General features: G+C 73.7%; 19 protein-coding genes. 13 read left to right on the forward strand and 6 right to left on the reverse strand.

The window, feature by feature from the left end:
* Positions 1 to 222 precede the first annotated feature (222 nt).
* Genes ACGFMP_RS03985 through fxsT form a run of 4 tightly spaced genes read left to right on the forward strand, consistent with a single transcriptional unit; the run spans position 223 to position 8,542 of the window.
* Positions 223 to 1,191, forward strand: coding sequence for a trypsin-like peptidase domain-containing protein (locus ACGFMP_RS03985; RefSeq protein WP_393670082.1), 969 nt, complete (start codon positions 223 to 225; stop codon positions 1,189 to 1,191).
* Between the two features lies 1 nt (position 1,192).
* Complete coding sequence (locus tag ACGFMP_RS03990) at positions 1,193 to 2,944, forward strand: hypothetical protein (protein ID WP_393670083.1); 1,752 nt, start codon at positions 1,193 to 1,195, stop codon at positions 2,942 to 2,944.
* Entirely contained in the window at positions 2,925 to 3,998 is a 1,074-nt protein-coding gene (locus ACGFMP_RS03995) for an AAA family ATPase (RefSeq protein WP_393670084.1), read from the forward strand. Before ACGFMP_RS03990 ends, ACGFMP_RS03995 begins: the two co-directional genes overlap by 20 nt.
* Positions 3,995 to 8,542, forward strand: coding sequence for an FxSxx-COOH system tetratricopeptide repeat protein (gene fxsT, locus ACGFMP_RS04000; RefSeq protein WP_393670085.1), 4,548 nt, complete (start codon positions 3,995 to 3,997; stop codon positions 8,540 to 8,542). The genes ACGFMP_RS03995 and fxsT overlap by 4 nt, the downstream gene beginning before the upstream one ends.
* 20 nt (positions 8,543 to 8,562) lie before the next feature.
* On the opposite strand, the gene ACGFMP_RS04005 is transcribed toward fxsT, so the two are convergent.
* From ACGFMP_RS04005 to fxsA, 3 genes are read right to left on the reverse strand one after another with little or no spacing between them, the layout of a single operon-like run.
* Positions 8,563 to 10,401, reverse strand: coding sequence for an aKG-HExxH-type peptide beta-hydroxylase (locus ACGFMP_RS04005; RefSeq protein WP_393670086.1), 1,839 nt, complete (start codon positions 10,399 to 10,401; stop codon positions 8,563 to 8,565).
* Positions 10,398 to 11,675: an FxsB family cyclophane-forming radical SAM/SPASM peptide maturase gene (locus ACGFMP_RS04010; RefSeq protein ID WP_393670087.1), complete on the reverse strand. Its 1,278-nt coding sequence runs from the start codon at positions 11,673 to 11,675 to the stop codon at positions 10,398 to 10,400. Before ACGFMP_RS04010 ends, ACGFMP_RS04005 begins: the two co-directional genes overlap by 4 nt.
* Positions 11,672 to 11,872 (reverse strand): FxSxx-COOH cyclophane-containing RiPP peptide, encoded by a 201-nt coding sequence (fxsA, locus tag ACGFMP_RS04015; RefSeq protein ID WP_393670088.1) that lies wholly within the window; start codon positions 11,870 to 11,872, stop codon positions 11,672 to 11,674. The genes ACGFMP_RS04010 and fxsA overlap by 4 nt, the downstream gene beginning before the upstream one ends.
* A 308-nt stretch (positions 11,873 to 12,180) precedes the next feature.
* Between fxsA and ACGFMP_RS04020 the strand changes: the two genes are divergently transcribed.
* Entirely contained in the window at positions 12,181 to 13,737 is a 1,557-nt protein-coding gene (locus ACGFMP_RS04020; protein ID WP_393670089.1) for a chloride channel protein, read from the forward strand.
* Positions 13,738 to 13,752: 15 nt separating this feature from the next.
* On the opposite strand, the gene ACGFMP_RS04025 is transcribed toward ACGFMP_RS04020, so the two are convergent.
* Positions 13,753 to 14,121, reverse strand: coding sequence for a CU044_2847 family protein (locus tag ACGFMP_RS04025; protein ID WP_393670090.1), 369 nt, complete (start codon positions 14,119 to 14,121; stop codon positions 13,753 to 13,755).
* 686 nt (positions 14,122 to 14,807) lie between these two features.
* Here ACGFMP_RS04025 and ACGFMP_RS04030 point away from each other — a divergent pair.
* Positions 14,808 to 17,108 (forward strand): discoidin domain-containing protein, encoded by a 2,301-nt coding sequence (locus tag ACGFMP_RS04030; protein WP_393670091.1) that lies wholly within the window; start codon positions 14,808 to 14,810, stop codon positions 17,106 to 17,108.
* Between the two features lie 96 nt (positions 17,109 to 17,204).
* Positions 17,205 to 17,558, forward strand: a complete 354-nt coding sequence (locus tag ACGFMP_RS04035) for a VOC family protein (RefSeq protein WP_393670092.1) — start codon at positions 17,205 to 17,207, stop codon at positions 17,556 to 17,558.
* Positions 17,559 to 17,580: 22 nt separating this feature from the next.
* Here the strand turns inward: ACGFMP_RS04035 and ACGFMP_RS04040 are convergent, their stop codons facing one another.
* On the reverse strand, positions 17,581 to 18,276 hold the full coding sequence (locus ACGFMP_RS04040; RefSeq protein WP_393670093.1) for a hypothetical protein: 696 nt from the start codon (positions 18,274 to 18,276) through the stop codon (positions 17,581 to 17,583).
* Positions 18,277 to 18,548: 272 nt separating this feature from the next.
* Here ACGFMP_RS04040 and ACGFMP_RS04045 point away from each other — a divergent pair, with 272 nt between their 5' ends.
* Genes ACGFMP_RS04045 through ACGFMP_RS04070 form a run of 6 tightly spaced genes read left to right on the forward strand, consistent with a single transcriptional unit; the run spans position 18,549 to position 22,750 of the window.
* Positions 18,549 to 18,926 (forward strand): WXG100 family type VII secretion target, encoded by a 378-nt coding sequence (locus tag ACGFMP_RS04045; RefSeq protein WP_393670094.1) that lies wholly within the window; start codon positions 18,549 to 18,551, stop codon positions 18,924 to 18,926.
* Positions 18,927 to 18,966: 40 nt separating this feature from the next.
* Complete coding sequence (locus ACGFMP_RS04050; protein WP_393670095.1) at positions 18,967 to 19,269, forward strand: WXG100 family type VII secretion target; 303 nt, start codon at positions 18,967 to 18,969, stop codon at positions 19,267 to 19,269.
* Entirely contained in the window at positions 19,269 to 21,008 is a 1,740-nt protein-coding gene (locus tag ACGFMP_RS04055; protein ID WP_393670096.1) for an RNase A-like domain-containing protein, read from the forward strand. The genes ACGFMP_RS04050 and ACGFMP_RS04055 overlap by 1 nt, the downstream gene beginning before the upstream one ends.
* A 22-nt stretch (positions 21,009 to 21,030) precedes the next feature.
* Positions 21,031 to 21,720, forward strand: a complete 690-nt coding sequence (locus tag ACGFMP_RS04060; RefSeq protein WP_393670097.1) for a hypothetical protein — start codon at positions 21,031 to 21,033, stop codon at positions 21,718 to 21,720.
* Positions 21,721 to 21,739: 19 nt separating this feature from the next.
* Positions 21,740 to 22,051 (forward strand): RNase A-like domain-containing protein, encoded by a 312-nt coding sequence (locus tag ACGFMP_RS04065; protein WP_393670098.1) that lies wholly within the window; start codon positions 21,740 to 21,742, stop codon positions 22,049 to 22,051.
* A gap of 45 nt (positions 22,052 to 22,096) precedes the next feature.
* Entirely contained in the window at positions 22,097 to 22,750 is a 654-nt protein-coding gene (locus tag ACGFMP_RS04070) for a contact-dependent growth inhibition system immunity protein (RefSeq protein WP_393670099.1), read from the forward strand.
* Positions 22,751 to 22,789: 39 nt separating this feature from the next.
* On the opposite strand, the gene ACGFMP_RS04075 is transcribed toward ACGFMP_RS04070, so the two are convergent.
* A complete protein-coding gene (locus tag ACGFMP_RS04075) occupies positions 22,790 to 23,110 on the reverse strand; it encodes a GYD domain-containing protein (protein WP_393670100.1) in 321 nt (106 codons plus the stop codon).

The raw sequence follows: 23,110 nt of genomic DNA on the forward strand, positions 1-23,110 counted from the left end.
CGCCAGGGCAGGGGCCCCGACGACGGCCGCAGGAGCCCGCCGTGGAACCGGGACCCCGGCCGGACGCGACTCTTTACAGGGTGACGTCCGGTAATGGCCGTCCTTCCGTGCAGTCCGCACACAGCGGGGTACACCGTAGGTACCGTGTGTTTCGACAAGGTGAAGTGAGTCGCGTCGCTCGTGCCGCCGGCGGCGTCGGGCCGTGCCGATGCGGGAGTGTGGGTGGGGGTGCTGGAACGTCTCGAAGACCCCTGGCGGGTCCGGGTCTTCGGACCGCGGGGGCCAGTGGGCGCCGGGGTGCTGCTGACCGGGCGCAGGGTGCTGACCTGCGCGCACGTCATCGACAGCGCCCTCGGTGAGGACGCGGGACTCGTCACGGAAGGGGCGCCGGTCACCGTGGAGTTCCCCGCTTCGCTCACCGGCGGCACCGGCACCGCCCGGGTCGTCCCCGGCGGCTGGGCCCCGCGCAGCGGTGAACGGGCCGACGTCGCCGTGCTCGAACTCGACTCCGCGCCCCCCGCCGACACCGGGCCCGCCACGCTCCGCAGGTGCGGGCCTGCCGCGGGCCGGCAGGTCAGGGCCTACGGCGAGGCCGGCCCCGCCGGACAGGGCGGCTGGGCCCGCATGGTGCTGGTCGGATCCGGCGGCCTGAGCCCTGACTGGGTGCAGATGGACCTGCTGACCCCGCACGGCGAGCGCGTCCGCCGGGGTTACAGCGGAGCCGGCGTGGTGGACACGGCCGACGGCTCGGTGCGCGGCATCCTGGTCGCCGCCGCACACGGCGACGGCGCGGACACCGCGTGGATGATCCCGGTCGAGGCCATCCTGCGGTACTGCCCGCTGCTCACCGCCGCGGTGACCCCCGAGGTCGGCGGCCGTGCCCCCGACCCGTTCCCCGAATGGCCCGCGCGGGCGGAACAGCGCCTCGTCGAGGCCCTGGTGCGGCTGCCCAGCATCCGGGACCGGCAGCGCCGCGACAGCGTCATACGGGACACAGGCGACGACATCGCGCTGCTGACCGAGCGCTCCGACGTGCTGCTCCAGGACGTACGGGCCCTGGTCTCGCAGTGCCTGCAGTACGACGACGGCATCGACCGGCTGGCCGCCGCGGCCCGCTGGTACGAGCGGGGCTCGCGGCCCATGGCCGAATTCGACGCCCTCTGGCTCTCGTTGCGCCCCGACGGGAGCTGACATGGAAGGGCGCGAGCAGACCGGGTACGGCGGCGGGTACGACACCGAGCCGGACGGATACGGATACGGCGGCGGGTACGACACCGAGCCGGACGGATACGGATACGGCGGCCACCGCGACGACGTGCACGGCCAGGACGGCCACGGGCGCAACGGCTACGACCACGGCGGCGGCGAGGACGTATACGGTCCAGGGGACCACGACTACGGCGAGGGCCCCAACGACCGGCTGGAGCGGCGGCTGGCCGAACTGCTGGCCAAGTTCGACCACATGCGGTCACTCGCCGGGCGGCAGGCCGTGGTCAGATCGCTGGCCAGGCGGGGCACCGACATCCTGGCCACCGCGCCGCGGAGCGACCGCACGTTCGACGACGTGCTCGGCATGGTCCAGACGGCCGCCGACCACCCGGGAGGGCTCTACCAGCTGTTCGACGCGATCGGCGACGGCCACCGGGGGTCCCTGCCGTGGCGGGCGGCCGACCGCTTCCTGCGGGAGAACTACCCCGTACCCCTGCTCGACCCGGGGGAGCGGGACCGGCTCTTCGAGCTGATGCGCAATCTCACCCGGTCCAACATCGAGGACCTGCAAGGGTTCGCCGCCGAGCACGACGAGGGCTTCGGCGAGCGGCTGGCCCGCCGGCGCGCCCGCTACCGCCGGCCGGAGACCGACCTGACCGCCCTGGTCGCGGTCCTCGAGGACGCCCCTGACGTACCCGGACAGGTCCATCCGCTGACGGCCTTCGTCGAGTCCGTGGCGGCGGCGGAGGATTCCCATCTGCGGGAAAAACTCCAATGGTGGAACGGCAAGCTGACGATGCGCCAGACTTGGCAGGTGGGTCTGATGCGTGAAGCCCGATCGAGGGCGGCGACGGAGGTGGGGCGGGTCGCGGAGGAGAGCTGCCTGCTCATCGAGATCGGTTCGCGCGCCCCCGCCCCCGACGTCTACGACATCGACGCGTGGCTGTGCCGCGCGGGAGGCGAACCCACCCGGCTCCAGGCCGCCCTGCGGGCGCGCGGTCAGGACGAGCTCGACCAGCGCATCAACGAGCTGCACGACCAGGCGTCGGAGTCGCTGGCCGCGCTCGCCGCGGGCATGCGGGTGGAGTTCCTGCTGCCCTGGCACCTGATCTGGCTGCCGGTGGACCAGGCCGAGGTCCGGCCGTACGGGAGGATCGGGCGGACCCTGGGCAGCCACCGCAACGTCGTGGTGCGCAGCGTGGAGCGCCAGCGCCTCCCCGAGTGGCACGCGGCGCTGCACAAGCGCTGGAATTGGCTGCGCAACCACTCCGTGGAGGACCACGAGGGCGCGGTCGTCTGGGTCGGCCCCGACGAGCGTCCCGAGCCCGCGGAACTGCTGCACGACCTCAGCAGGACGGCCGAGACACCGGTGGTCTACGTCCTGGTCGAACCGCCGCGCCACACCTGGAACGCCCTGGTGGACTACTTCCCCGTCCTGGTGGAGACGGGGATACCCGTGGTGCTCGCGGTGCGCCGTAACGCCACCGAGGCCGAGGTGCGGCAGAGAATGGAAACTTATCTGCACGGCGCGCTCAAAGATCTTCCGGAGCGGGTATGGGCCCTGAGACGGGAAACGCGGGCCAGGGACTGCAACGGCCAACCGGCCGACATCCTGGCCCTGGATCGGCATGTCTCCCTCGTGTGGGACAGCCCAGAGGGCTTGAGACGGACCAAGGCAATACTCAGGCAGCCGAAAAGCTGGGGGTTGGAGCCTGATGGACAGTCAGTCGGTTGACCGGCGGTCCGGTCCGGCCGAGGCGCCGGACGCCCCCCGGTGGTGGGTCTTCCGCGACCGCGAGGCGCCGCCGGGCGCGGCCGATCCCGAGCCGGAGCTGCCGCCCGCGCCGCCCTGGCGGATCTTCGGCGGCGGCGGCGCCGAGCCGCTGGAGCCGCCGGTGGACGGCGCGGCCCCCGACGGCCTGCGCCGGCTGGGCACCGCACGCGGCAGGACACTGGACCCCTCGGTCGTCGAGATCGTCAACGCGGCCATCCACCTGCGGCGCCCGCTGCTGGTGACCGGCTCCCCTGGGACGGGGAAGTCCAGCCTCGCGCACCAGATCGCGGCGGAACTCCGGCTCGGCCCCGTGCTGTGGTGGCCCGTGGTCAGCCGCAGCACGCTGCGCGACGGCCTCTACGACTACGACGCCATCGGCAGGGTGCAGGACGCGCCCCGCGGCCCCGACGCCGCCGTCGGCCCGCTCCCCGACGTGGGGGCGTACGTCACCCTCGGCCCGCTGGGCACCGCGCTGCTGCCCTGGCGGCGCCCCCGGGTCCTGCTCATCGACGAGCTCGACAAGAGCGACATCGACCTGCCCAACGACCTCCTGCACGTCTTCGAGGAGGGCGAGTTCCGGATCCGCGAGCTCCAGCGGGTGGCCGGCCGGCAGGCCGAGGTCCCGGTGCTGACGGCCGACCACGGCGACCCGGTCACCATCAGCAAGGGGCACGTGCGCTGCCGGGAGTTCCCGGTCGTGGTGATCACCAGCAACGGGGAGCGGGAGTTCCCGCCCGCCTTCCGGCGCCGCTGCCTCGAAGTGCAGATGCCCGACCCGGGGCCCGAGCGGCTGGCGGCCATGGTGGAGGCCCACTTCGGCCGCCGCGACGAGGAGACCGCGCAACTGATCGGGTCGTTCCTGGCCCGCGGCAAGGACGGCCGGGCGCCCGCGGCCGACCGGCTGCTCAACACCGTGCACATGCTCTCCAACCGGGAGGCCATGCCGGACCGGGAGTCCTGGGACCGGCTCTGCGGCGCGCTGTGGGACTCCGCGAACCAGGAACCCTCGGCATGACGCGCGGGGCGCGCCGCCGCAAGCAGCCGGACGACCCGACAGCACGGGAATGGGCGGAGGCGTTACTGCTCCGCGAGAGGATGGGCCAGGACGACGGCCCGACCTCCGCGCAGGAGCGGCGGGAGGCGCCGCCCGGCGCTGATCCTCCGCCGCCGCCCACGGTCGCCCCGCAGCCGGCCCCGGAAGACCCGCCCCCCGCCACGGGGCCGGAACCGCAAGCCGTGCCGCCGCCCGTGGCGGCCGGGACTGCGGAAGCCGGGACTGCGGAAGCCGGGACGGCCACCTCGGACGAGCCGGGCGTGCGGCTGCGGAAACCGCCCGGCAGGACCGCGCGGAGAGGGCAGGCCGCAGGGCGGCCCGGCACGGCGGAGCCGCCCCAGGACCACCCGGGGCTGCGGGACACCCTCGCGCTCGGCCGGGCGCTGCGGCCCTTCGGCCGCCGCTGGTACCACCCCCACGAGCGCGCCCTCGACGAGGAGGCCACGGCCGTCCGCTCGCTGGAACTGGGCCGCTGGGACCTCGTCATGGACCGGGTGCCGGGCCGCTGGCTGGAGATCGCCCTGGTGGTCGAGCACAGCCCCTCCATGCTGCTGTGGCGAGCGGTGGGCCGCTCCCTCGCGGAACTGCTCGACCGGCAGGGCGCCTTCCGCGACGTGCGGGTCTGGCGGCTGGACACCTGGGGGTCGAAGGAAGCCGTCCTGTACTCGGAGCAGGGCACCACCGTGCACGCACCGGCGGAATTGCTGCACCCCGAGCACCGGCGGCTGGTCCTCGTGCTGAGCGACTGCGCCTCGGACGCCTGGGCCGGCGGCGCCCTCCCCCGGATGCTGCTCGACTGGGCCCGGCACCAGCCGGTCGCCGTGCTCAACCCGCTCCCCAGCCGGCTGTGGAACGACACCGGGGCCGTCCCGGTGGACGTGCGGCTGCGCGCCGGGGCGGGCGGACTGCCCAACGCGCGGCTCGACATGCGCGGCGGCCCCCCGTACACCGGCGAGGGTGCCCGCGGCGGCCCCGTACCCGTACCCGTCCTGGAGATCGACCCCGAGTGGCTGACCGGCTGGGCCCGTATGGTCGCCGGCGCGACGGCCGGCTGGACCCCCGCCTCGGTGCTGCTCGTCGACCACGACGGGCTGCGGATGCCCTGGCCGGCCGGGCGCCCCGAGCCGGCTGTGCCCGGCACCCCCGCCGAGCTGGTGCGACGGTTCGTCACCGGGGCCTCGCCCGCCGCACAGCGGCTGGCCACCCGGCTCGCCATGGTGCCGCTGACCCTGCGGGTCATGCAGGCGGAACGCACCAGCCTGGTGCCCGACGCCGGACTCCTGCCGCTCGCCGAGATCATGCTCGGCGGCCTGCTGGAGCAGGTCGGCCCCGCGCCGGGTCCCGCCTCGGGCGACCGCAAGGGCGATCGCGGTCCCCTCTTCGAGTTCGTCGACGGGGTACGCGCCCATCTGCTGGGCGGCCTCGGCCGCACCGAGATCTTCCGTGCGCTGCCGGTCGCCTCCGCCGTCGCCGCGAAGGTGCTCGGCGTGCGCGACGACCTGGCCGGCCGGCTGCTGCGCGCGCCCGACGAGATCCACAGCGGGGGCCTGTCGTCCCCTGAACGCCGGCTGGTCGGCGCCATGCACCCCGCACTCGCCGCCCTCGGCGCCGCGTACGGCCCGATGGCCGACCGCGCCAGGAGCCTGGGACGGCTGGCGGACACCGGGGACCGGCAGGCCTGGCCCGCGGGGCCCGCACCCGAGGCGCAGGACCGTCCGACGGCCGGCGTCTCGGACCCGGCCACCGCGGACGCGGACCCGTCAGCCGCCGCCCGGCCGGCCGCGGGCAGCACGGACACCGCCCCGGAGAGGACAACCGCCATGGACGGCGCCGCCCCCCGCCAGCTCTCGCCGGAGACCGCCGGCCCCGACACGGACCAGGCAGGGCCCGGTGCGGGCCCGGACAGCCCCGGCGGGTCCGACGGCCCGGACGCCGGCATCCCGGAGCCCGGCCACCCCGGCGGTTCCGGTGACTCCCCCGGCGGGCCCGGGGATCCGGCCCGGCGGTCGGCCGCCGTACCGGAACCTGTGCGGGTGCCGAGACCCGGCGCGTACTTCACCGGACGCGAGGACGAGCTGGACCGGCTGCGCTCCGCGCTGGAGGAGGGCGTCCGCGCCGCGCTGCTGCCGCAGGCCATCTACGGGCTCGGAGGCGTGGGCAAGACGCAGCTGGCCCTGGAATACGTGCGCCGCTATGCCGGCGACTACGACATGGTCGGCTGGGTGCAGTCCGAGCAGCCCGCGATCATCCGCGGCTCGCTCACCTCGCTCGCCCCCCGGCTGGGCATCAAGGACGCCGACGCGCAGACCGTGGTCGACCGGGTGATCGCCGCCCTGGAGTCCGGGCAGCCGGTGAAGCGCTGGCTGCTGGTGTTCGACAACGCGGGAGCCCCCGACGAGGTGGAGCGCTATCTCCCCTACATGGCGGGGGTGCCCGACGGCATCGGCCACGTGATCGTCACCTCGCGCAACTCCGGCTGGGCGGACTCCGTCCCGTCCCTGCGCGTCGACGTCTTCCCGCGCAGCGAGAGCGTGGAATTCCTCTGCCGCCGCGCCCCCGGGATCTCCGAGGCCGAGGCCGAGCGGCTGGCCTTCGCCCTCGGCGACCTGCCGCTCGCCCTGGAGCAGGCGGCGGCCATGAAGGTCAAGAGCGGCCTGACGGCGGACGAGTACCTCGACCTGCTGGACACCCAGGGCGCCCAGGTGCGCCGGGAGAACGCCTCCACCGCGGCCGGCACGCAGTCGGTGTCCGCGGTGTGGCGGATCTCCATGAACGACCTCAAGGAGCGCAATCCCGGCGCCCTTGAACTCCTGCGGCTGCTGGCCTTCTTCGGCCCGGACCCGGTGCAGCTGTCCTTCCTGCACGACGCACGGCTGCTGGGCTTCCCCGAGCCGCTGGCGTCGCTGCTGCGGGACCGGATCGCCCGGAGCCGGGCCGTCAGCGAGATCGGCCGGTATTCGCTGCTGACCACGGACGTGGGGACCGTACAGCTCCACCGCGTGCTGCGCAGCGTGCTCCAGGACGAGCTGACCGCCGAGGAAGCCACCGAGATGTCCTTCCGGGTGCACCAGGCGCTCACCGCCCACGACCCCGGCGATCCGCTGGCCGGCGGCAACTGGGAGAAGTACCAGGACCTGCTGCCGCACATCCGGCCCTCGGGGATGCTGGAGAGCGACGACCAGGAGGCCCGCTGGACGGTGCTCAACGTCGCCAGGTACCTGTTCGCCAAGAGCGACTTCCAGAGCAGCGTCGAACTGTGCCGGGAGATCATCCGCACCTGGACCGTACGCCTGGGCGAGAACCACCTCCAGACCCTGAGCGCCCGCCGAAGACTCGCGGCAGCCCTGTGGGCACTGGACTCCTACGAGGAGGCCCGCGAGCTCAACCGGGTCACCCTGGAGCGGCTCAGGAGCACCGTCGGCGAGGACCACGAGGAGTCGCTGGCCCTGGCAGGCCTGGTCGCCGCGGACCTTCGGGCGACCGGCGACTTCGGCGCGTCGCTCGACCTGGACAGGACCGTCTTCGAGCACAGCGTCCGGCTGTACGGCAGGGACGACCCCGCGAGCCTCACCTCGAGCCACAACTACTCGGTCAGCCTGCGGATGGCCGGCCGCTTCGCCGAGGCCTACGAACTCGACAGCAGGACCTCCGAGATCTACCTGCGCACCCTCGGGCCGTCGTCGATGCAGTCGCTGCTGGCCGTCAACAACGTGGGCCGCGACCTGCGGGAGCTGGGCCGCTTCGCCGAGTCGGTGGAACGCCAGGAGCGGACGGTCGCGCAATACCGGCACTACTACGGCGACACCCATCTGCACACCCTGCGGGCGATCAAGAACCTCTCGGTGAGCCACCGCAAGGCAGGCGACCGGATCCGGGCGCTGGAACTGGCGAGGGAGGCGCTGGAGAACTACCGGGCGGCCCTCGGCCCGAACCACATGGACTCGCTTGCCGCGGGCGCCAACATCGTCAACGACCTGCGGCTCACCGGCGACCCCGAAGGCGCCCTCGAGGCAGGCGCGGAGGCGCTGGGCCGCTACCGCTCGGTTCTGGGCCGCGACCACCCCTTCACCTTCATGGCGGCCGTCAACCAGGGCGCCGCGCTCCGGGCCTCGGGGGAGTTCCTCGCAGCCAGGCAGCTCGACGAGGAGGCGGTCGCGGGCCTGGCCGCGCGGCTGTGGGACGACCACGTCTGGCTCCAGGTCGCACGGACCAACCTCGCCACGAGCCTGTCCGCGTCAGGCGACCACGCCGAGGCGGCGGTCGTCGGGGCGCGGGCGGCGGAGATCCTTGAAGGCCGCTACGGCAACAGCCACCCGCACACCCTCGCGGCCCTGCGCAATCTCGCGCTCGACCTGGAGGAGGGCGGCGACCAGGAGGCGGCGGAGGACCTGATGGCGAAGGTGCGCCGCCGCTACCGCACGACGCTCGGCGACCAGCACCCAGAGACGAAGAACGCGCAGGCAGGGCTGCGGGCCGAGTGCGACCTGGAGCCGCCGCCGATCTGACCGGGCCGCGGGGGCCGCGCTCACGCGGTGGGGTAGGCCGCCATGACCGGACGCAGCCACTGCGCGAGGTCGAGCGGCGACCAGCGCGCACCGGTCCCCGGCTCCGGCTGCCCGAGCGCGGTGTGCACCGCACGGACCAGCTCGGGCATCGCCGCCAGCGCCGGGGCGCGGTGGTCGGCCAGCACAAGCGCCGCGGCGGCCAGCGTCGCCCACTGCTCGGGGCCGCCCGCGTCCGAGACGCTCAGCAGCCTTTCGAGCTCCGCCGCGGTCCTCGCCGTCTCCGGCGGCGGCGGTACAGCGGGAAGTTCCCAGCGGTCCGGGGGCAGCGAACCGGGCGCCCGCAGCAGCGCGGCCGCCGCCACCGGGGCCGGCCGGCCCGCCGTCCGCGCCGCTGCGAGGATCTCCACCGCGGGGCGCGGCTGCGGCAGATGGCGCAGCCGCCAGCGCACCCGGTGCTCGGCCGCGCCGGCCATCGTCCGGCTCAGCTCCCGCGGGCAGGCGGCGGTGCCGTCCCAGGAGTCGAGCGTGCGCCGCATCGCCGCCAGGAACCGCCGTCCCTCCGCGGTCGGCCAGTCGGACGCGTCGAGCTCCGCCACGGCCGCCCGGGTCTGCCGATACCAGTGCCCGAACCGCGCCTCGGCCGACACCCCGCCCGGTGCGTCCCGATCACCCGCCGCTGCGGCCGTGGCCGGTGGCCCGGGCGCGTCCTGGGCCGGGGCTTGCGGAGGAGCGGGCGACGGGGGCCGGGTGCGGGCGGCCTCGTCGCGCCAGAAGGCGGCCACCGACATGAAGGCGTAGGCCCCCTGGAGGAGTGCCGAGGGAGGGCGCGGCTCCTCGCGCCAGGGCGAGTAGCAGCGCGCGCCGGGCGGGGATTCGAGCAGGTCGACCAGGTCGAGCAGCGCGCACAGCTTGGAGTGCTGGACCTCGTGCGCCAGCCCCACCGCCAGCGACCGGGTGCCGGGGTGCGGGGCGAGCGCGACAAGACCGACCGCGTCGCCGAGGGTGGCGCTGAGCCAGCCGCCCTTGCCGTCGACCGCCGGGTCCTCGCCGCGCAGCGGCACCACGGACGTCACCACCTGCCCGACCTCGGCGGCCCGCGCCGGGTGCCGGTCGACCAGCAGCCGCCAGGCGGCGCCGAGTTCCGCCTCCCAGCCGGCGGCCTCCGCGGCGTCCAGCGGGCGGGGCGCCACCGGTTCGTGGCCGACCCGGAACGGGTTCAGCGAGTCCAGGTGGAAGGTCCATCTGCGGCCGTCCGCGACGAGGCGCAGCCGGCGCAGCCCGTACCAGCCGTCGCGGTCGACGTCCTCGCCGCCGCCTGGCACGACGGTCACCGCGCCGCCTGGACTCTCGACCCGGCAGCGGCGCCCGTCGCCCACCACCTCGGCGGTGTCCCGTGCGCCGGGCGGCAGCGCCAGCCCGAGGCCCGGCAGCATCACCGCTCCGGACCTGACAGGGACGGCGATCCTGAAGGACAGCCCCGCCCGGTGCGCGGCGGCGGCGGCCAGCGACGCCGCCTCGGCCGCGGGCGCCGCCAGCGGGCCGCCCCGGGCCCAGCAGCCCAGCCAGGCGCCGGTCATCGGGTCGTCCATGACCTCGTCGAAGACCGCGGGGGCGTGCGCCTGGACGGTCCGCAGCAGGTCGAGACCGTCCGCCAGCTGCGCCGCCACCTTCACCGAGGCACCTTCGGGGCGCGCCGCCCCGGCCCGGTCGCGCAGGCCCCGCAGCAGCAGCAGGTTGCGGCTGCGGCGCGCCGATCGCAGCAGCGCGAGCGTGCGCGGACCGCCGCCGCCCGACCCGAGCGCGTCCAGCGCCCGAGCGGGCAATTCCAGCGGCGCGAAGCCCCGGCCCCGCCCGCTCATGCGTCGGCCGCGCGTACGCCGTCCCGGCCGTCCGCGGGCCCTGTCCTGTCGGGCCTGGAGAGCCGGGTGAACCGGGAGAAGTCGCCGCTGACGGTACGGGAGATGTGCGTGATGAGTGCCTTCATGTCGGGGGAGTAGACCGACGGGTGGTGGAAGCCGGAGCCGGGCCGGTAGCGGTGTACGTAGAGCCCGCCGCCGCACACCCTTACGACGGGGCAGGCCCTGCACTCCTCGCACAGGCTGCCGGGGCCCAGCTGCCTCGCGACGAAGCCGGGGTGGTCGAGCAGGCTGTCCAGGGCGTCGTGGCGCAGGTCGCCGCCGGTCCACGGCGCTCCCGGATAGGCCGACTTGAGCAGGTCGGACTGCGTCAGCGTGCCGTCGGTCTCGATCACCACCGCCCGCGCCTGGCCGCCGCCCACGCTCTCGACGCCGCTGGTGCCCCCGAGCAGCAGATCGACGATGCCCTCGAAGAAGGGCATGCGGACCGGCTGCGCCGGGGCGTGATACCAGAGGTCGAAGACGACGCGCAGCCAGTCGGCGTACGGCACCTGCTCGGGGTCGCCCGTACGGCCGAACGGCGGTCGGCCCCAGTTGGCGAGCGGCAGCAGCAGGTCGATCGCGGGCGGCCGGAAGGAGAGCAGGTGGCGGTAGACGGCCGCGGGGTCCGTGGTGACGTCGACGGTGGTGAGCAGCCCGGCCCACAGGGGGCGGTGCCGCTCGTCGCCCAGCCGCCCGAGCACCCGGGCCACCGTGTCGTGGCTGCCCGCTCCGCCGGGGGTGCGCCGGTGCGCGTCGTGCACGGCCCGGTCGCCGTCCAGGCTGATGCCGAGCCGGATGCCGTGGGTGTGGCACAGGTCGAGAACGGCGTCGTCGACCAGGGTGCCGTTCGTCTGGATGGTGACGTCGGAACGGGTGCCCTCCGGCAGCAGCGCGCGCAGCCCGCGTACCAGGCGGTCGATGAAGGCGGGGCCCACCAGCAGCGGTTCACCGCCGTGCAGGATGACCCGGACCGTGCGCAGGCCGTGCGCCCTGACGTGGTCGGCGATACGGCGGCAGGCCAGGTCCGCGGTCCGCGCCGTCATGCTGCGCGGCTGCGTACGCCAGCTCTCGTCACCCGCGCGGTACACGTAGCAGTAGTCGCAGGCCAGGTTGCAGCTGCTCTGCACCTTGAGCACGAACTCCTGGAACGGCAGCGCCCGCAGGCCCGCCGCGCGCAGGGCCGGAACATCCAGGGCCTCGTCCGGCCAATAAGGAGCCGACCCCGCGGCCGTCATCGACCGTCGCCCTCCGGGGGGAAGAACTGGGCCCCCGACTGGTACGCCGAGATCGGCGACTCGCCGCCCGCCGCCTGCTGGAGCACCCGTCTCAGCGCGTGGGCGAGAGCGCTGTCAGGGCTGTGCAGGATCTCGTCCAAGGGAATGTCCGTCAGATCGGGTAGCGACGACGCGGACTCCCCCTGTTCCCCGCTCATCAGCTCCCCCTTCAGTCATCAGGAGTAGCGGAACCTCCTCTAGGATAGGCGAGCTCTCCGAAGACTGATAGGGCGTCACCAGCGGTGCCGGGCCTCGCCCTTGTCGTCCGGGCCGTCGGTGGCCATCCCGGGAACCGGATGGACCGATGTTGGGCAGCGCTCAGAACGGGCCGGACCAAGCCGTCACCCGCCGAGTCGGGTTGTCGGCGGTGTCCGCGCGGCAGGCCTTACCCCCATCCGGGCGATCTTCGCGGGCCGGAACCAGGACCTCAGGGTCCGGCGGCCCCGGATGGCTGCCCGGCGGTCCTGTGGGCGGCTCGGGCGACACGCTGCCGCGCTGGATCGTCCTCGCGCTGCTGATCGGCGCGGTCGCGGGCCTCGGCGCCCTCGCGCTCTACGAGCTGGTGCACTGGGGCACCCAGTGGCTGCTCGTCGACATCGGCGGCTACCAGCCCTACAACACCACCACCAAGGGCGCGCTTGAACTCTCGCACGACTCCGCCCGTCCCTGGGCGGTGCCGCTGGTCGCCGGGGGCGGGGCGCTGCTGGCGTCGGCCCTGGTGGTGCGCTTCGCGCCGGAGGCCGGCGGGCACGGCACGGACGCCGCCATCGAGGCGGCCCACCACCGGCCGCTCGGCATGCGGGCCCGGGTGCCCTTCGTGAAGCTGGTCGCCTCGGGGCTGACCATCGGCTCCGGCGGCTCCGGCGGTACCGAGGGCCCGGCCGCCCAGATCTCCGCGTCCTTCGGCTCGATCATCGCCCGCCGGGCGGGGCTCAGCCCGGGGCAGGCGCGTACCGCCGTGGTGATCGGCCTGGCCGCGGGCGTGGGGGCGGTGTTCAGGGCACCGCTCGGCGGCGCCCTGCTGGGCGCGGAACTGCTCTACCGGCGCGACTCCGACCCGGCCGTACTGCCCAAGGCGCTGGTCGCGTCGGCCGCCGGATACGTGGTCTTCGGCGCCTGCCTGGGCTTCGGGACCTTCTTCGGGCCGCACGCGGCCGACTCTTTCGGGGGACTTCGGGGATTCCTGCCACTGGCCCTGGTGGGCCTGCTCGCAGGCGCCGCGGGACGCCTCTACGCCTTCTGCTTCTACTGGGTGCACGAGCGCGTCGAACCCGCCGCCCGCACCACCGCGCGCCGGCTGCTCTTCCCCACGGTGGGGGCGCTGCTCGTGGGCTCGCTCGGCCTGCTGGTCCCCGGGGTGCTCGGCACCGGCTACGGGCTGATGCAGGCACTGACGCACCGCCAGATCCTGCTCGACCTGTCCCCGTGGCTGCTGCTGGCCGTGCCGCTGGCGAAGATCGCAGCGACCGCGCTTTCCGTGGGCTCGGGCGGATCCGGCGGGATCTTCGGGCCCTGCCTGGTCGTGGGGGCGGGAGTCGGTGCCGTCGTCTGGCGGCTGTTCGAGCCGCTGGGCGCGGTGGCGCACAGCCCGATGGCGTACGTCGTGGTCGGGATGGCGGCCTGCCTCGGCCCGGTGGCGCGGGCGCCGCTCGCCGTGCTGGTGATGGCGGTGGAGACGGTCGGCGACGCTTCGCTGCTGGCGCCCGGCATCGTCGGCGTGCTGTGCGCGAGCGTCGTGGTGGGGCGTACGACGCTCTACCGGAGCCAGGTGGATCGGCGTGGCGACGAGCCGGTGCTGGAGAGCGCCCCCGCGCCGGGCACCCCGCCCGCGCCGGCCGTACCCGGACACGCCGAGGCCGTGCGGCAGCCGCCGGGCGAGACCGCCGAGGGGGCGCAGCCACCCTCGCAGCGCGGCTCCGCCGCCGCGGCGGCACACCAGCCTGAGGACGCCCCAGGGGACGCCCCGGGGCTCGTTTCCGAGGTGGCTCCCGAGGCCCCTTCCGAGGTCGAGGACGCCAGATGACCGGGAGCTGCGAGGTCAGTCGCCGGAGTCCTCGGTGTCGCCTGCTTCCTCCGCCGCGGCCTGCGGGTGGCCTTCCCAGACCATCCGCACCTTCAGGTGCCCGTCCGCCCCGGTCTTGGCGAACACCGCCCCGGCCGCCGCGCTGATCCTGACGCCGAACTCGAGTTCCACCGTGGACGGCCGCTGCGGGAGCGCGGTGAGCTGGGCGAGCGCGTGCGCCGCCGCGTCCCGCACGTGCCCGAAGCCCGCCTCGAACGTCGCGCTCGCGGTCCTGATCGCGTCGCCGCCCCTGGACACCCGCTGCACCCCGTCCTCGTCGTCGGCGACGTCGACGAACACCTGCGCCGCGCCGTCGCCGATCGTGAACGCCACCATCTCGGCCATGGTCTCCCCCTGCCCGCCGGCCTGGACCGGCCCTCGTGCGTGCCCTCCGGGGACCGCCCCGGGGGACCGAGCGTAGACGCCGCCGCGGCGGCGCCGCGAGGGCGCGAGCGGCGGCCGCTCGCGCCCCGCCCGCGTCACCTGTCCGCCCCCGGTCCGCGCTCGGTCCCCCCGTCGGCGCGCCGTCCGTTTCAGGGCCTCGTCGATCCGGACTCCGATGAACCCGGGACCCCTAGCGCGTACATGACACGACGTCAGGTACGCAGAAGGGTCAGGCGGGGGCTGGTCGATTGTGCTGGGGTTCTCTGCGCCGCCCAGAGGGATCCGGCCACCGCCCCTTCCGCCGGCCCCCGCACGGCCGCCGAACAGGTGTGCAGCTCGCGGAGCCCGAGGGGAAGCGGTGATACCGGTAGGCCGCACGCATACCCGCGAGCGGTGCCCTGTTCTCGGCCACGGCCCCCGGCGGACGAAACATCGACGTAACGTTGCCGCCTGCCTACGATGCGTCGAACCACCCCACGGCACCGGTTCCAGGCCGGGGCGCAGCCCGGCGAGCCGACGCTCCGCGCCGGACCGCGTGCACCCGGGGGAACGGACACCCGTCGTACGGCAGTGCTCTGCCGCGCACCTCGTCGCCGCGCATGCCGCGGTGCCCGTGGGCCCGTCTCGCGAGAAGGTGAAGTGCAGACATGTCCTCTGACGATCTCTCCGCCCGAAGGCACGGAAGGATCCGCCGGATCCTCGGCGTCGTGGCCGCCGTCGTCGCCGCCCTGGTGACGACCATGCTCGTTCCCCCCGGCACGGCGGCAGGCTCCTCGTCCCCCTCGGCGATGACCACCCAGCAGTGGCACAGCGCCATGACGCAGCTCGCCACCCCGGCCAAGGGCTGCTACACCGCCTCCTACCCGTCACTGGCCTGGCAGAGCACCGGTTGCGCCGCCGCGCCCGACCGGCCCTACGCGCCCAAGGACGGGGGCGCGGCGGCAGGCCCGCACCTGCCTGCCGTCGCGAGCCGGGGCGCGGGCAAGACCGCGGGGGCCACGCCCTACGTGGTCGGCAACGGCATCGACTACTCGGCGGGCGTGTCCGGTCTCATGACCGGCGCGACCGGCTCGTTCACCACCGTCTCCGGCGTGACGAGCGAGACCGGCGGCGGCGTCGCGAACTCGTACTCCTTACAGCTGAACAGCGCGCCCTTCACCAGCCCGGTCTGCGCCGGGCACGCGGGCTGCCAGGGATGGGAGCAGTTCATCTTCTCCAACCCCGGCTCCGGCAGCAGCGCGGCCTTCATCCAGTTCTGGATCCTCAACTACTTCACCACCTGCCCGGCGGGCTGGTCGACCTACCTCAGCCACTGCTACCGCAACGGCCCCGCCGTCGCGGTCGCCTCGCAGCCGATCACGAACCTCGCCAGCCTGAGCCTGTCGGGCAACGTGAACAGCACGACGGACACCGTGGTCATGACGACCGGCGGCGGCAGCGTCAGCGCGTCCACCACCGACAGCACCCTGTCGCTCTCCGCCGGCTGGAACGCGGTCGAGTTCATGATCGGCGGCAACGGCGGCGGCTCGCAGGCGCACTTCAACCCCGGCTCCACGATCACCGTGCAGACCGTCACCCACAACGGCACGACGGACGCGCCCACCTGCCTGACCGAGGGCTTCACCGGTGAGACCAACAACCTGAACCTCGTCAGCACCCCGGCCTACGCCGCCGGTGCCTCGCCCTCCATCAGAAGCGTCCAGAGCAACATCCTGACCTCCCCGCCCTCGTGCGCCGCCGCCCACGGCACGGGCGACACGCACCTGGAGACCTTCGGCGGCACCTACTACGACTTCCAGGCGGAGGGCACCTTCACCCTCGCCCGGTCCTCGGCCATGACCGTGCAGTCCAACCAGGTCTCCGGCGCCGACCTCGGCTGGCCGGGCGCGTCCGTCAACAGCGCGGTCGCCACGCAGATGGGCGACGACACCGTCGCGGTGTGCTCCGAGCGCGGCCTGGTGGTCAACGGGACCGCCACCTCGCTCGCCTCCGGCGGGGCGATCAGCCTCCCCTCGGGCGACAGGATCGTGCGCACCGGCAGCCAGTACGTCGTGACCGACCCCCAGGGCGACAGCATGGTCGCGACCGTCAACCCCGGGTACGTGGACGTCAACGTCGGCCTCGGCACCTACCCGCAGCCGGTGGTCGGGCTGCTGGCCAACGCGCCGGGCACGAACAACAAGCTCAGGACCAGCACCGGCACGGTCATCAGCATCCCGGTCGACCTGAACACGCTCTACCACGTCTACGGCGACAGCTGGCGCGTCCCGGACAGCCAGTCCCTGGTCGCGGTCTGCGGCGACAAGCCCGAGGTCGCCGACCCGACCGCGCCGTTCTGGGAGAACCAGCTGCCGAAGGAACTGCACGACAAGGCGAAGGCGATCTGCCAGCAGGACGCGGTGCGCGACGCCACGCTGCTCGAAGCGTGCACCCTCGACGTGGCGGTGCTCGGCGAGGGCGCGGCGACCGTGTTCATCGGCGAGCAGGCCCCGGCGAACGTCGCCTTCAGCGAGGACACCGCCGGCCCGAAGGGCGGCCAGAACGTCGCCGTCACGCTGCCCGCGGGCGTGAAGGAGCGCTACGTCAGGCTCAGCTTCACCGGCAACAGCATGCAGACGGGCGCGCAGACGGCCGAGTTCGCCGTCTACGACACCGCGAACCGCAACCTCGCGCTCGGCGCCCCGGTCACCGCCGGCAGCACGGCCGCGGGCCTGCCCGCGACGAACGCGGTGGACGGCAACACCGGCACCTACTGGCAGGGCACGCCCGGCGCCTGGCCGACGACCCTGACCGCCGACCTCGGAGCGGCGAACGCGGTCACCTCCGTCGGCATCACCCTGCCGTCCGACTGGCCCACGCGGACGCAGACCCTGTCCGTCCTGGGCTCCGCCGACGGCACCAAGTGGGAGACCCTGGTCGGTCCCAAGACCTACACCTGGGGTTCGTAGGATCGGAAGCGGGCCCGGAACCCCTGCGGTCCCGGGCCCGCACCCGACCGCTCCGATGACCCCCGCGGGCGGCGGCGGTCCTGGCAGGATGCAGCCATGGAACGTGTGCTTGGAATCGGCGGGTACTTCCTGCGCGCCGCCGACCCGGCGGCCCTGGGGGCCTGGTACCGGGACTGCCTGGGACTGGACGCCGACGAGAACGGGCTGTGGCGGCAGGACGCCGGGGCGACGGTCTTCGCGACCTTCGAGTCCGGCACCGACTACTTCGGCTCCCCCGACCAGCGGACGATGCTCAACTTCCGGGTCCGCGACCTGGACGCGATGCTCGCGCAACTGCGGGCCAAGGGCGCGGACGTGGCCGGCGAGACCCAGGACATGGAGGGCGTCGGCCGCTTCGGCTGGGTCACCGACCCCGAGGGCAACCGGGTCGAGCTGTGGCAGTCAGGCTGACAGCGGCCGCGCCCGTACCGCCTCAGTCGGAGAAGGGCACGGCGTCGGCGGCGGAGGTGTGCCAGTCGGTCACGATCGGCTTGTCGGCGACGAACGAGCCGGTGTGCAGGGACACCGGGTCGGGGTCGTCGTCGGAGACCGAGACGATGAGGAAGTCCAGCTCCTTGCCGCCGTCCCCGTTCGTGGTCTTGGGGTTCACCCCCGCGTAGGCGGTGACCGAGCCGTGCAGCGTGATCTCCTGGCCCACGGACTGCTCGGCGGGCTTGGCCTCGGTACCGTCCGAGCCGAAGGCCACGACCGGCAGCGCGGCGGGCAGCACGCAGGTGATGCCGGGGTTGGCCTTGGCCTTGATCAGGTAGTAGCCGCCGGCCTGGGACTGCGAGCTGACACTCCAGGTGATGTCGTCGGTGCCGCAGACCTGCCCGTAGCCGCTCTTGTCCTGGGTCGTGTCGCCCTTGCCGGCACCGGACTTGTCCGAGGTCTTGCTTCCCGCCGTGTCGCCCGCGGCGGACTTCGGGGCCTTGGCGCCGCCGGTCGCGCTGCCGGACGCCGTCGGGGTCGCCTGGACGGGCGTCGTGGGGGAGGCCGACGCGGCGGTCGCGCTGGGCGACGCAGTGGCGGAGGCCGACGACGAGTCGCCGTCCCCGCACGCTGTCATCAGCAGACCCGCGCCGAACGCGGCGGTGACGGCGAGGGCGGTGCGCAGACGACGGTTCATCAGGTTTTCCCATCCTGGCTGACAGATACGGACCACCAGGTGCCCGGTGCGCCGCGTTGACGATCACCATCACGATCTCCCACGACCTGCCGGTTCGTGCCGTCGCCCCTCCCTGACACGGCTGTCACACGCCGGTGACACCGCAACAGTTCCGCCCACCCCGCCGTGGCGCCGGGACAGGGCCGCGTCGGGAACTCTCCGCACGGCAGATACGTCTGACAGGCAGTTGTGTGTGGGAGCCGGGGGGCTCCCCGTGGTCTGAGGGGGGCACGATGACACAGCCGCGCTTGCATGCCACCACTGCCGACCTGACGCGTCTCGCGGGCGACCTGGACGGCATGCAGGAGCATCTGAAGACGCAGATCGGCAAGCTGAACGCACTGGTGGACGCGGCGGAGAAGGGCTGGCGCAGCCCGGCCGCGAGCGTCTACCGCGAGTTGCAGCGGAGCGCCAACGGCGACGCGGAGACCGTGCGGCAGATGCTGGCCTTCGTCGAGGAGGCGGTGCGGATGAGCCGCGACGGCTTCAGCGCGCAGGACCTGGACACGCTGGAGTCCTTCCGCGCCCTGGAGGTCCCGGACGACGGCGGCCCCGCGCTGCCCGCCACCGGGCCGCCCGCGCCGCCGCACAGCCGGCTTTCCGACCTGTAGCGGCCCGACGCCGCGGAACCACGTCGACCTGGGGGGAAACGTGACACAAGACGACGGCATCAGCGTCGACTTCGGCACCATGAAGCACCTGTCCGGCGAGCTGGAGGCCATCCTCAAGGACCTCACCGGCCGCCTTGACGAGCTGTACGCGCGCGTCACGCCCGTCGTGCGCGGCTGGGAGGGCGAGGCCCGCGAGATGTGTGTGGACAGCCTCGACCGGTGGGACCGTGCGGTGCGGGACATGCAGGGCGCGCAGGCCTGGCTGCACGACGTGGTCGTCACCGGCCACGTCAACTACGACGCGGCGCACAAGGCCGTGCTGCGCGGGTGGGGCGCCGCCTGATGGGCGCACCCGACGACATGGGCGACGGCCGGCCCACCGACAAGCAGCGCTCCGACGAGATCAAGGGCCTGGCGACCCCACCACCCAACGCCTCCGGCGGCTTCGACGTCAAACCGTCGAACCTGTACCACGCGTCCTACCAGGTGCGTGACGAGCAGTTCACGTTCGACAAGGCCGCCAGGACGCTGATGGACGCGCTGTCAGGACACGAGCAGCTGGCGGGCAAGGGCACCGGGCCCGGCAAGCTCGCCGCCGCCTACCTGGCGACCGCCAGGCTGTTCTTCGACGTCTGGGGTGCTGCCGTCGTCAGCATCGGCGGCGCCTCCGTCGGCTTCACCGCCACCGCCAACAACTACGCCGCCGCCGACTGGTACACCAACCGCAAGCAGTACGGCCCGCCGCCGCACCAGGAGCCGCCCTGGGTCATGCGGGTGCCGACGTACTACGGCGAGGTCCCCGACCTGACCTGGCGCGGCACCGACGCCGACTCCGACCACGCCATCGTCCGCGCCCTCGGCCACATCCCCGACTTCGTCGCCGACCACACGCAGGGCCTGCTCGACCAGGTCCTCAGACTCGGCAGGATGTACGAGATCACCCCGGGGGCCGACAAGGACGAACTGCGGACCATCGCCGCCGCCTGGGGCACGATCAGCGGCGCGGGAAGCACCTCCGCCGACAGCCTCGACGACATCGTCGGCACCATCACCAACCAGCGGAACGGCGCCTGGCAGAAGGCCATGTGGACCTTCTGCCAGACCATCTGGGGCACGAGCGCCTGGGGCGGGCCGCAGGGTGCCAAGGGCGGCTACCCGGGCCAGGACTTCGGCACGCGCCCCGCACTCGGTGCCGCCCGCCGCCCCATCGTCGCCGTGCTCGGCGACACCGCCACCGCGGTGCAGAGCGCCCTGCTCGACCTGGTGGACGCCGCCGACAAGGTGACGGCGGTGAGCGAGCCCGCGGCCGAGCACGCCGCCAAGGAGATGGCCAAGGACATGGCGAAGAACGCCGTCCACAACCCCTTCCGGGCGCTCGCCGACCTCACCCCTTTCGGCGCGGTCGACCTGACCGCCCAGATGGTGATGTCCTTCCGCAGCCACATGGACTACGCCGGCATCAACGCGGCGGTCGACGCGTACAACGAGACGTGCACCGGCCTCGCCGCCACCCTCGGCGATCTCGGGGAGGTCCTCCAGGAGGCCAAGGAGAGCGCCCCGACCTTCAACGCGGAGGAGGCCAGGGCGGAGGCCTTCGGCGGGCGGTCGCTCAACGACTTCAAGGACAAGCACCTGTGGACGTTGCAGACGGACTCCGCCGACGTGCACAAATACCCCGTCGACCTGGTCAACCAGGAGGGCCTCCGCGGCGCCCACCCCATCGACAGGCACGTCGACAAGACCGACGCGCAACTCGTGCAGCGGATGCGCGACCAGAAGCCCGATGCCGCGTCCACCTACCGCGACCTGGACTCCGCCCAGGCCTACACTCAGCAGTGCCTCGACATCAGAGCGGGGGACATCCAGGACTGGATCAACGGGGGTGCGGTGCCCAAGAGCCGGGCATTCCCCGTCGATTTCGGATCGACAGGGCCGGTCACCGGGCGCAGCGTCACCGAGGCCGCCTACAACGCCTCCCCCAGGAACCCGGCGGTCACCGAATCGCACGGCGTCACGGTCGTGCTCAAGTACGCCCAGGGGCTGACGCCGCCCTTCGTCGTCCTCACCTCCTACCCGAGCTGACCCCCATCCCGCAGAGGACCCCATGACCGACCAGGAGCAGTACGATCACTTCCGCTTCCAGGGCGCCAGGATCCTGCTGCGGCCCCTGCGGTTCACGGCGGTGCCCCAGGACGCCGCCGCGCGCAACGCCCTGCTGGAGCCGGCGATCCGGGCGCTGTGGGATGTCTCGGGCCGGGGCGGGCGCTCGCTGTACGAGGTCGCGGCGCAGCTGCGCGCGGCGGCGGACCTGGCCGAGTCGGGTCAGGACATCGACCTGAAGGAGATCCCCGGGCAGCCGGAGGTGCTGCGGGAGATCGCGGAGCACGTCGCCGCGTGGAGCGTCGGAGTCGCCGGCCGGCTGGACGGCGCCCTCCCCACGAGCGACGAACTCGCCTTCCGCTTCCCGCTGCTGACGGACATGCTCCTCGTGCACTACGGCCAGGACGGCCTGGCGTGGGAAGACGACACCCTCTCCCCGCGCGAGGGCCTGCTGGCCGTGGTCGACGACTACCACCCGACATGCCTGTGGTGGCTGCCGCACCTGGCCGCGGAATGCCAGGAAGCGCTCGGCGTCTTCCAGACCGAGGAGGCCCTGCGGCAGTTCTTCAAGACGGAGCAGCGGGGCGGCACCCCGGGGCTGCCGTGGCTCGAGTGGCTGCCGCTGATCATCGACGTCTTCGGCGAGCACATGCGCGCCCACCACCCGCCCCGCTGGGTGCACCGGACCCACTGACCCGCACCGACGACCCCGATTGGCGGCAGACATGCGTACCCGTACCTCCACCTATCCCGACCGGGAGACGGCCCAGTGGTGCACCCAGCAGGTCGTGACCCGCAACGAGCAGCGCATCCACCGCTGGCTCGCGCAGGGCACCCGGCAGCGGCTGACCGTGGAGGCCGCCTGGCCCTCCCGGGAGGCGCCCGTGGGCCGGGTGCTGATCGACGCCATGATGTACGCGGGGCGGGAGCCGGTCGAGGTGCGGGCCGCGCGGGTCGTGCTGCGGCGAGAGGGTGCCAGCCCGCACGGTTTCGTCGTCCAGGCCACCTTCCCTGTGTACCTGTGAGCCCCCACGCCCCCGCCCGCCCGCGCACGAGGAAGGCCGCAGCCCATGGAGCCGCTGCAACACGACCGTAGCTACGGTGAACTGGACCAGGTGATCGGCGCGTATCTGGGGCAGGCCGCCGACGACACCCCGGAGAAGCGCAGCGCCGCCCTCGACGCCTACCTGCGGCAGACCTGGCACACCCGGCCCTGGGCGATCGCCACCGCCGAGCGCCAGCTGCGGGAGTACGCCCGCAACCCGCCGGGCCGGCTGCGCCACCAGCTCGGCGAGTTCTACCCCGTGCCCGACGTGGGGATCCCCGAGTCCGGCATCCAGGCCTGGCTGCGGCAACTCGCCGACCACCTGGCGGCGAGCCTCGACCAGGGCGATGCGCCGCCGCCGGAGACGCCGCGGACCCACTGGGAGTGGCACGCCCGCTTCCCGGAGCTCGGGCAGCTGCTCGGGGGCTGGTTCTCGCAGGACATGCCCGACGAGTTCGAGGACCATGGCGAGGCCCTGGCCGACTACCTGGCCGGCACCCACCCGGGAGTGGTCGCCCGGCTGGCGGGCGAGCTGCGCGAGCTGCTCGCGCTGCCGCTCGACGACGCCGACTTCGCGCCCGCGGTCGCCGAACTCGGCATGGAGGTGGCGCCGCCGGACCCGTACACCCCGGGCGGCTGGCTTGCCCGGCTCGCCGACGAGATCACCGCGGGGCGGTGACCCGCGGGCGGTGGTCTTCCGGCCGGCCCTTCTGCGCGGTCAGGTTCTGGGCGGACGGAAGGCGACCTGCTTGCGGGTCGCCTCGTCGATCTCGTCCACGGTCAGCAGCGGGGTCGCCCTGGTCACCAGGGCGCCGCTGGCCTTCACCATCATGCTCACCGCGGCCATGGTGACGGTGTCGGGAAAGTCGATGATGATCACCACGTCGTCCTCGCCGTAGCAGAAGTACATCGACTCGACGCTGCCGCCCAGGCCGGCGACCACGTCGTCCACGGCGCGGCGGCGCCCCGAGCCGCCCTCCTTCAGCAGGCCCTTGGCGCCCTCGGCGGTATAGCCGGCCTGGATGAGGTACTTGGCCAT

This window comes from Streptomyces sp. NPDC049040 (genome assembly GCF_043197715.1).
Taxonomy (GTDB): domain Bacteria; phylum Actinomycetota; class Actinomycetes; order Streptomycetales; family Streptomycetaceae; genus Actinacidiphila.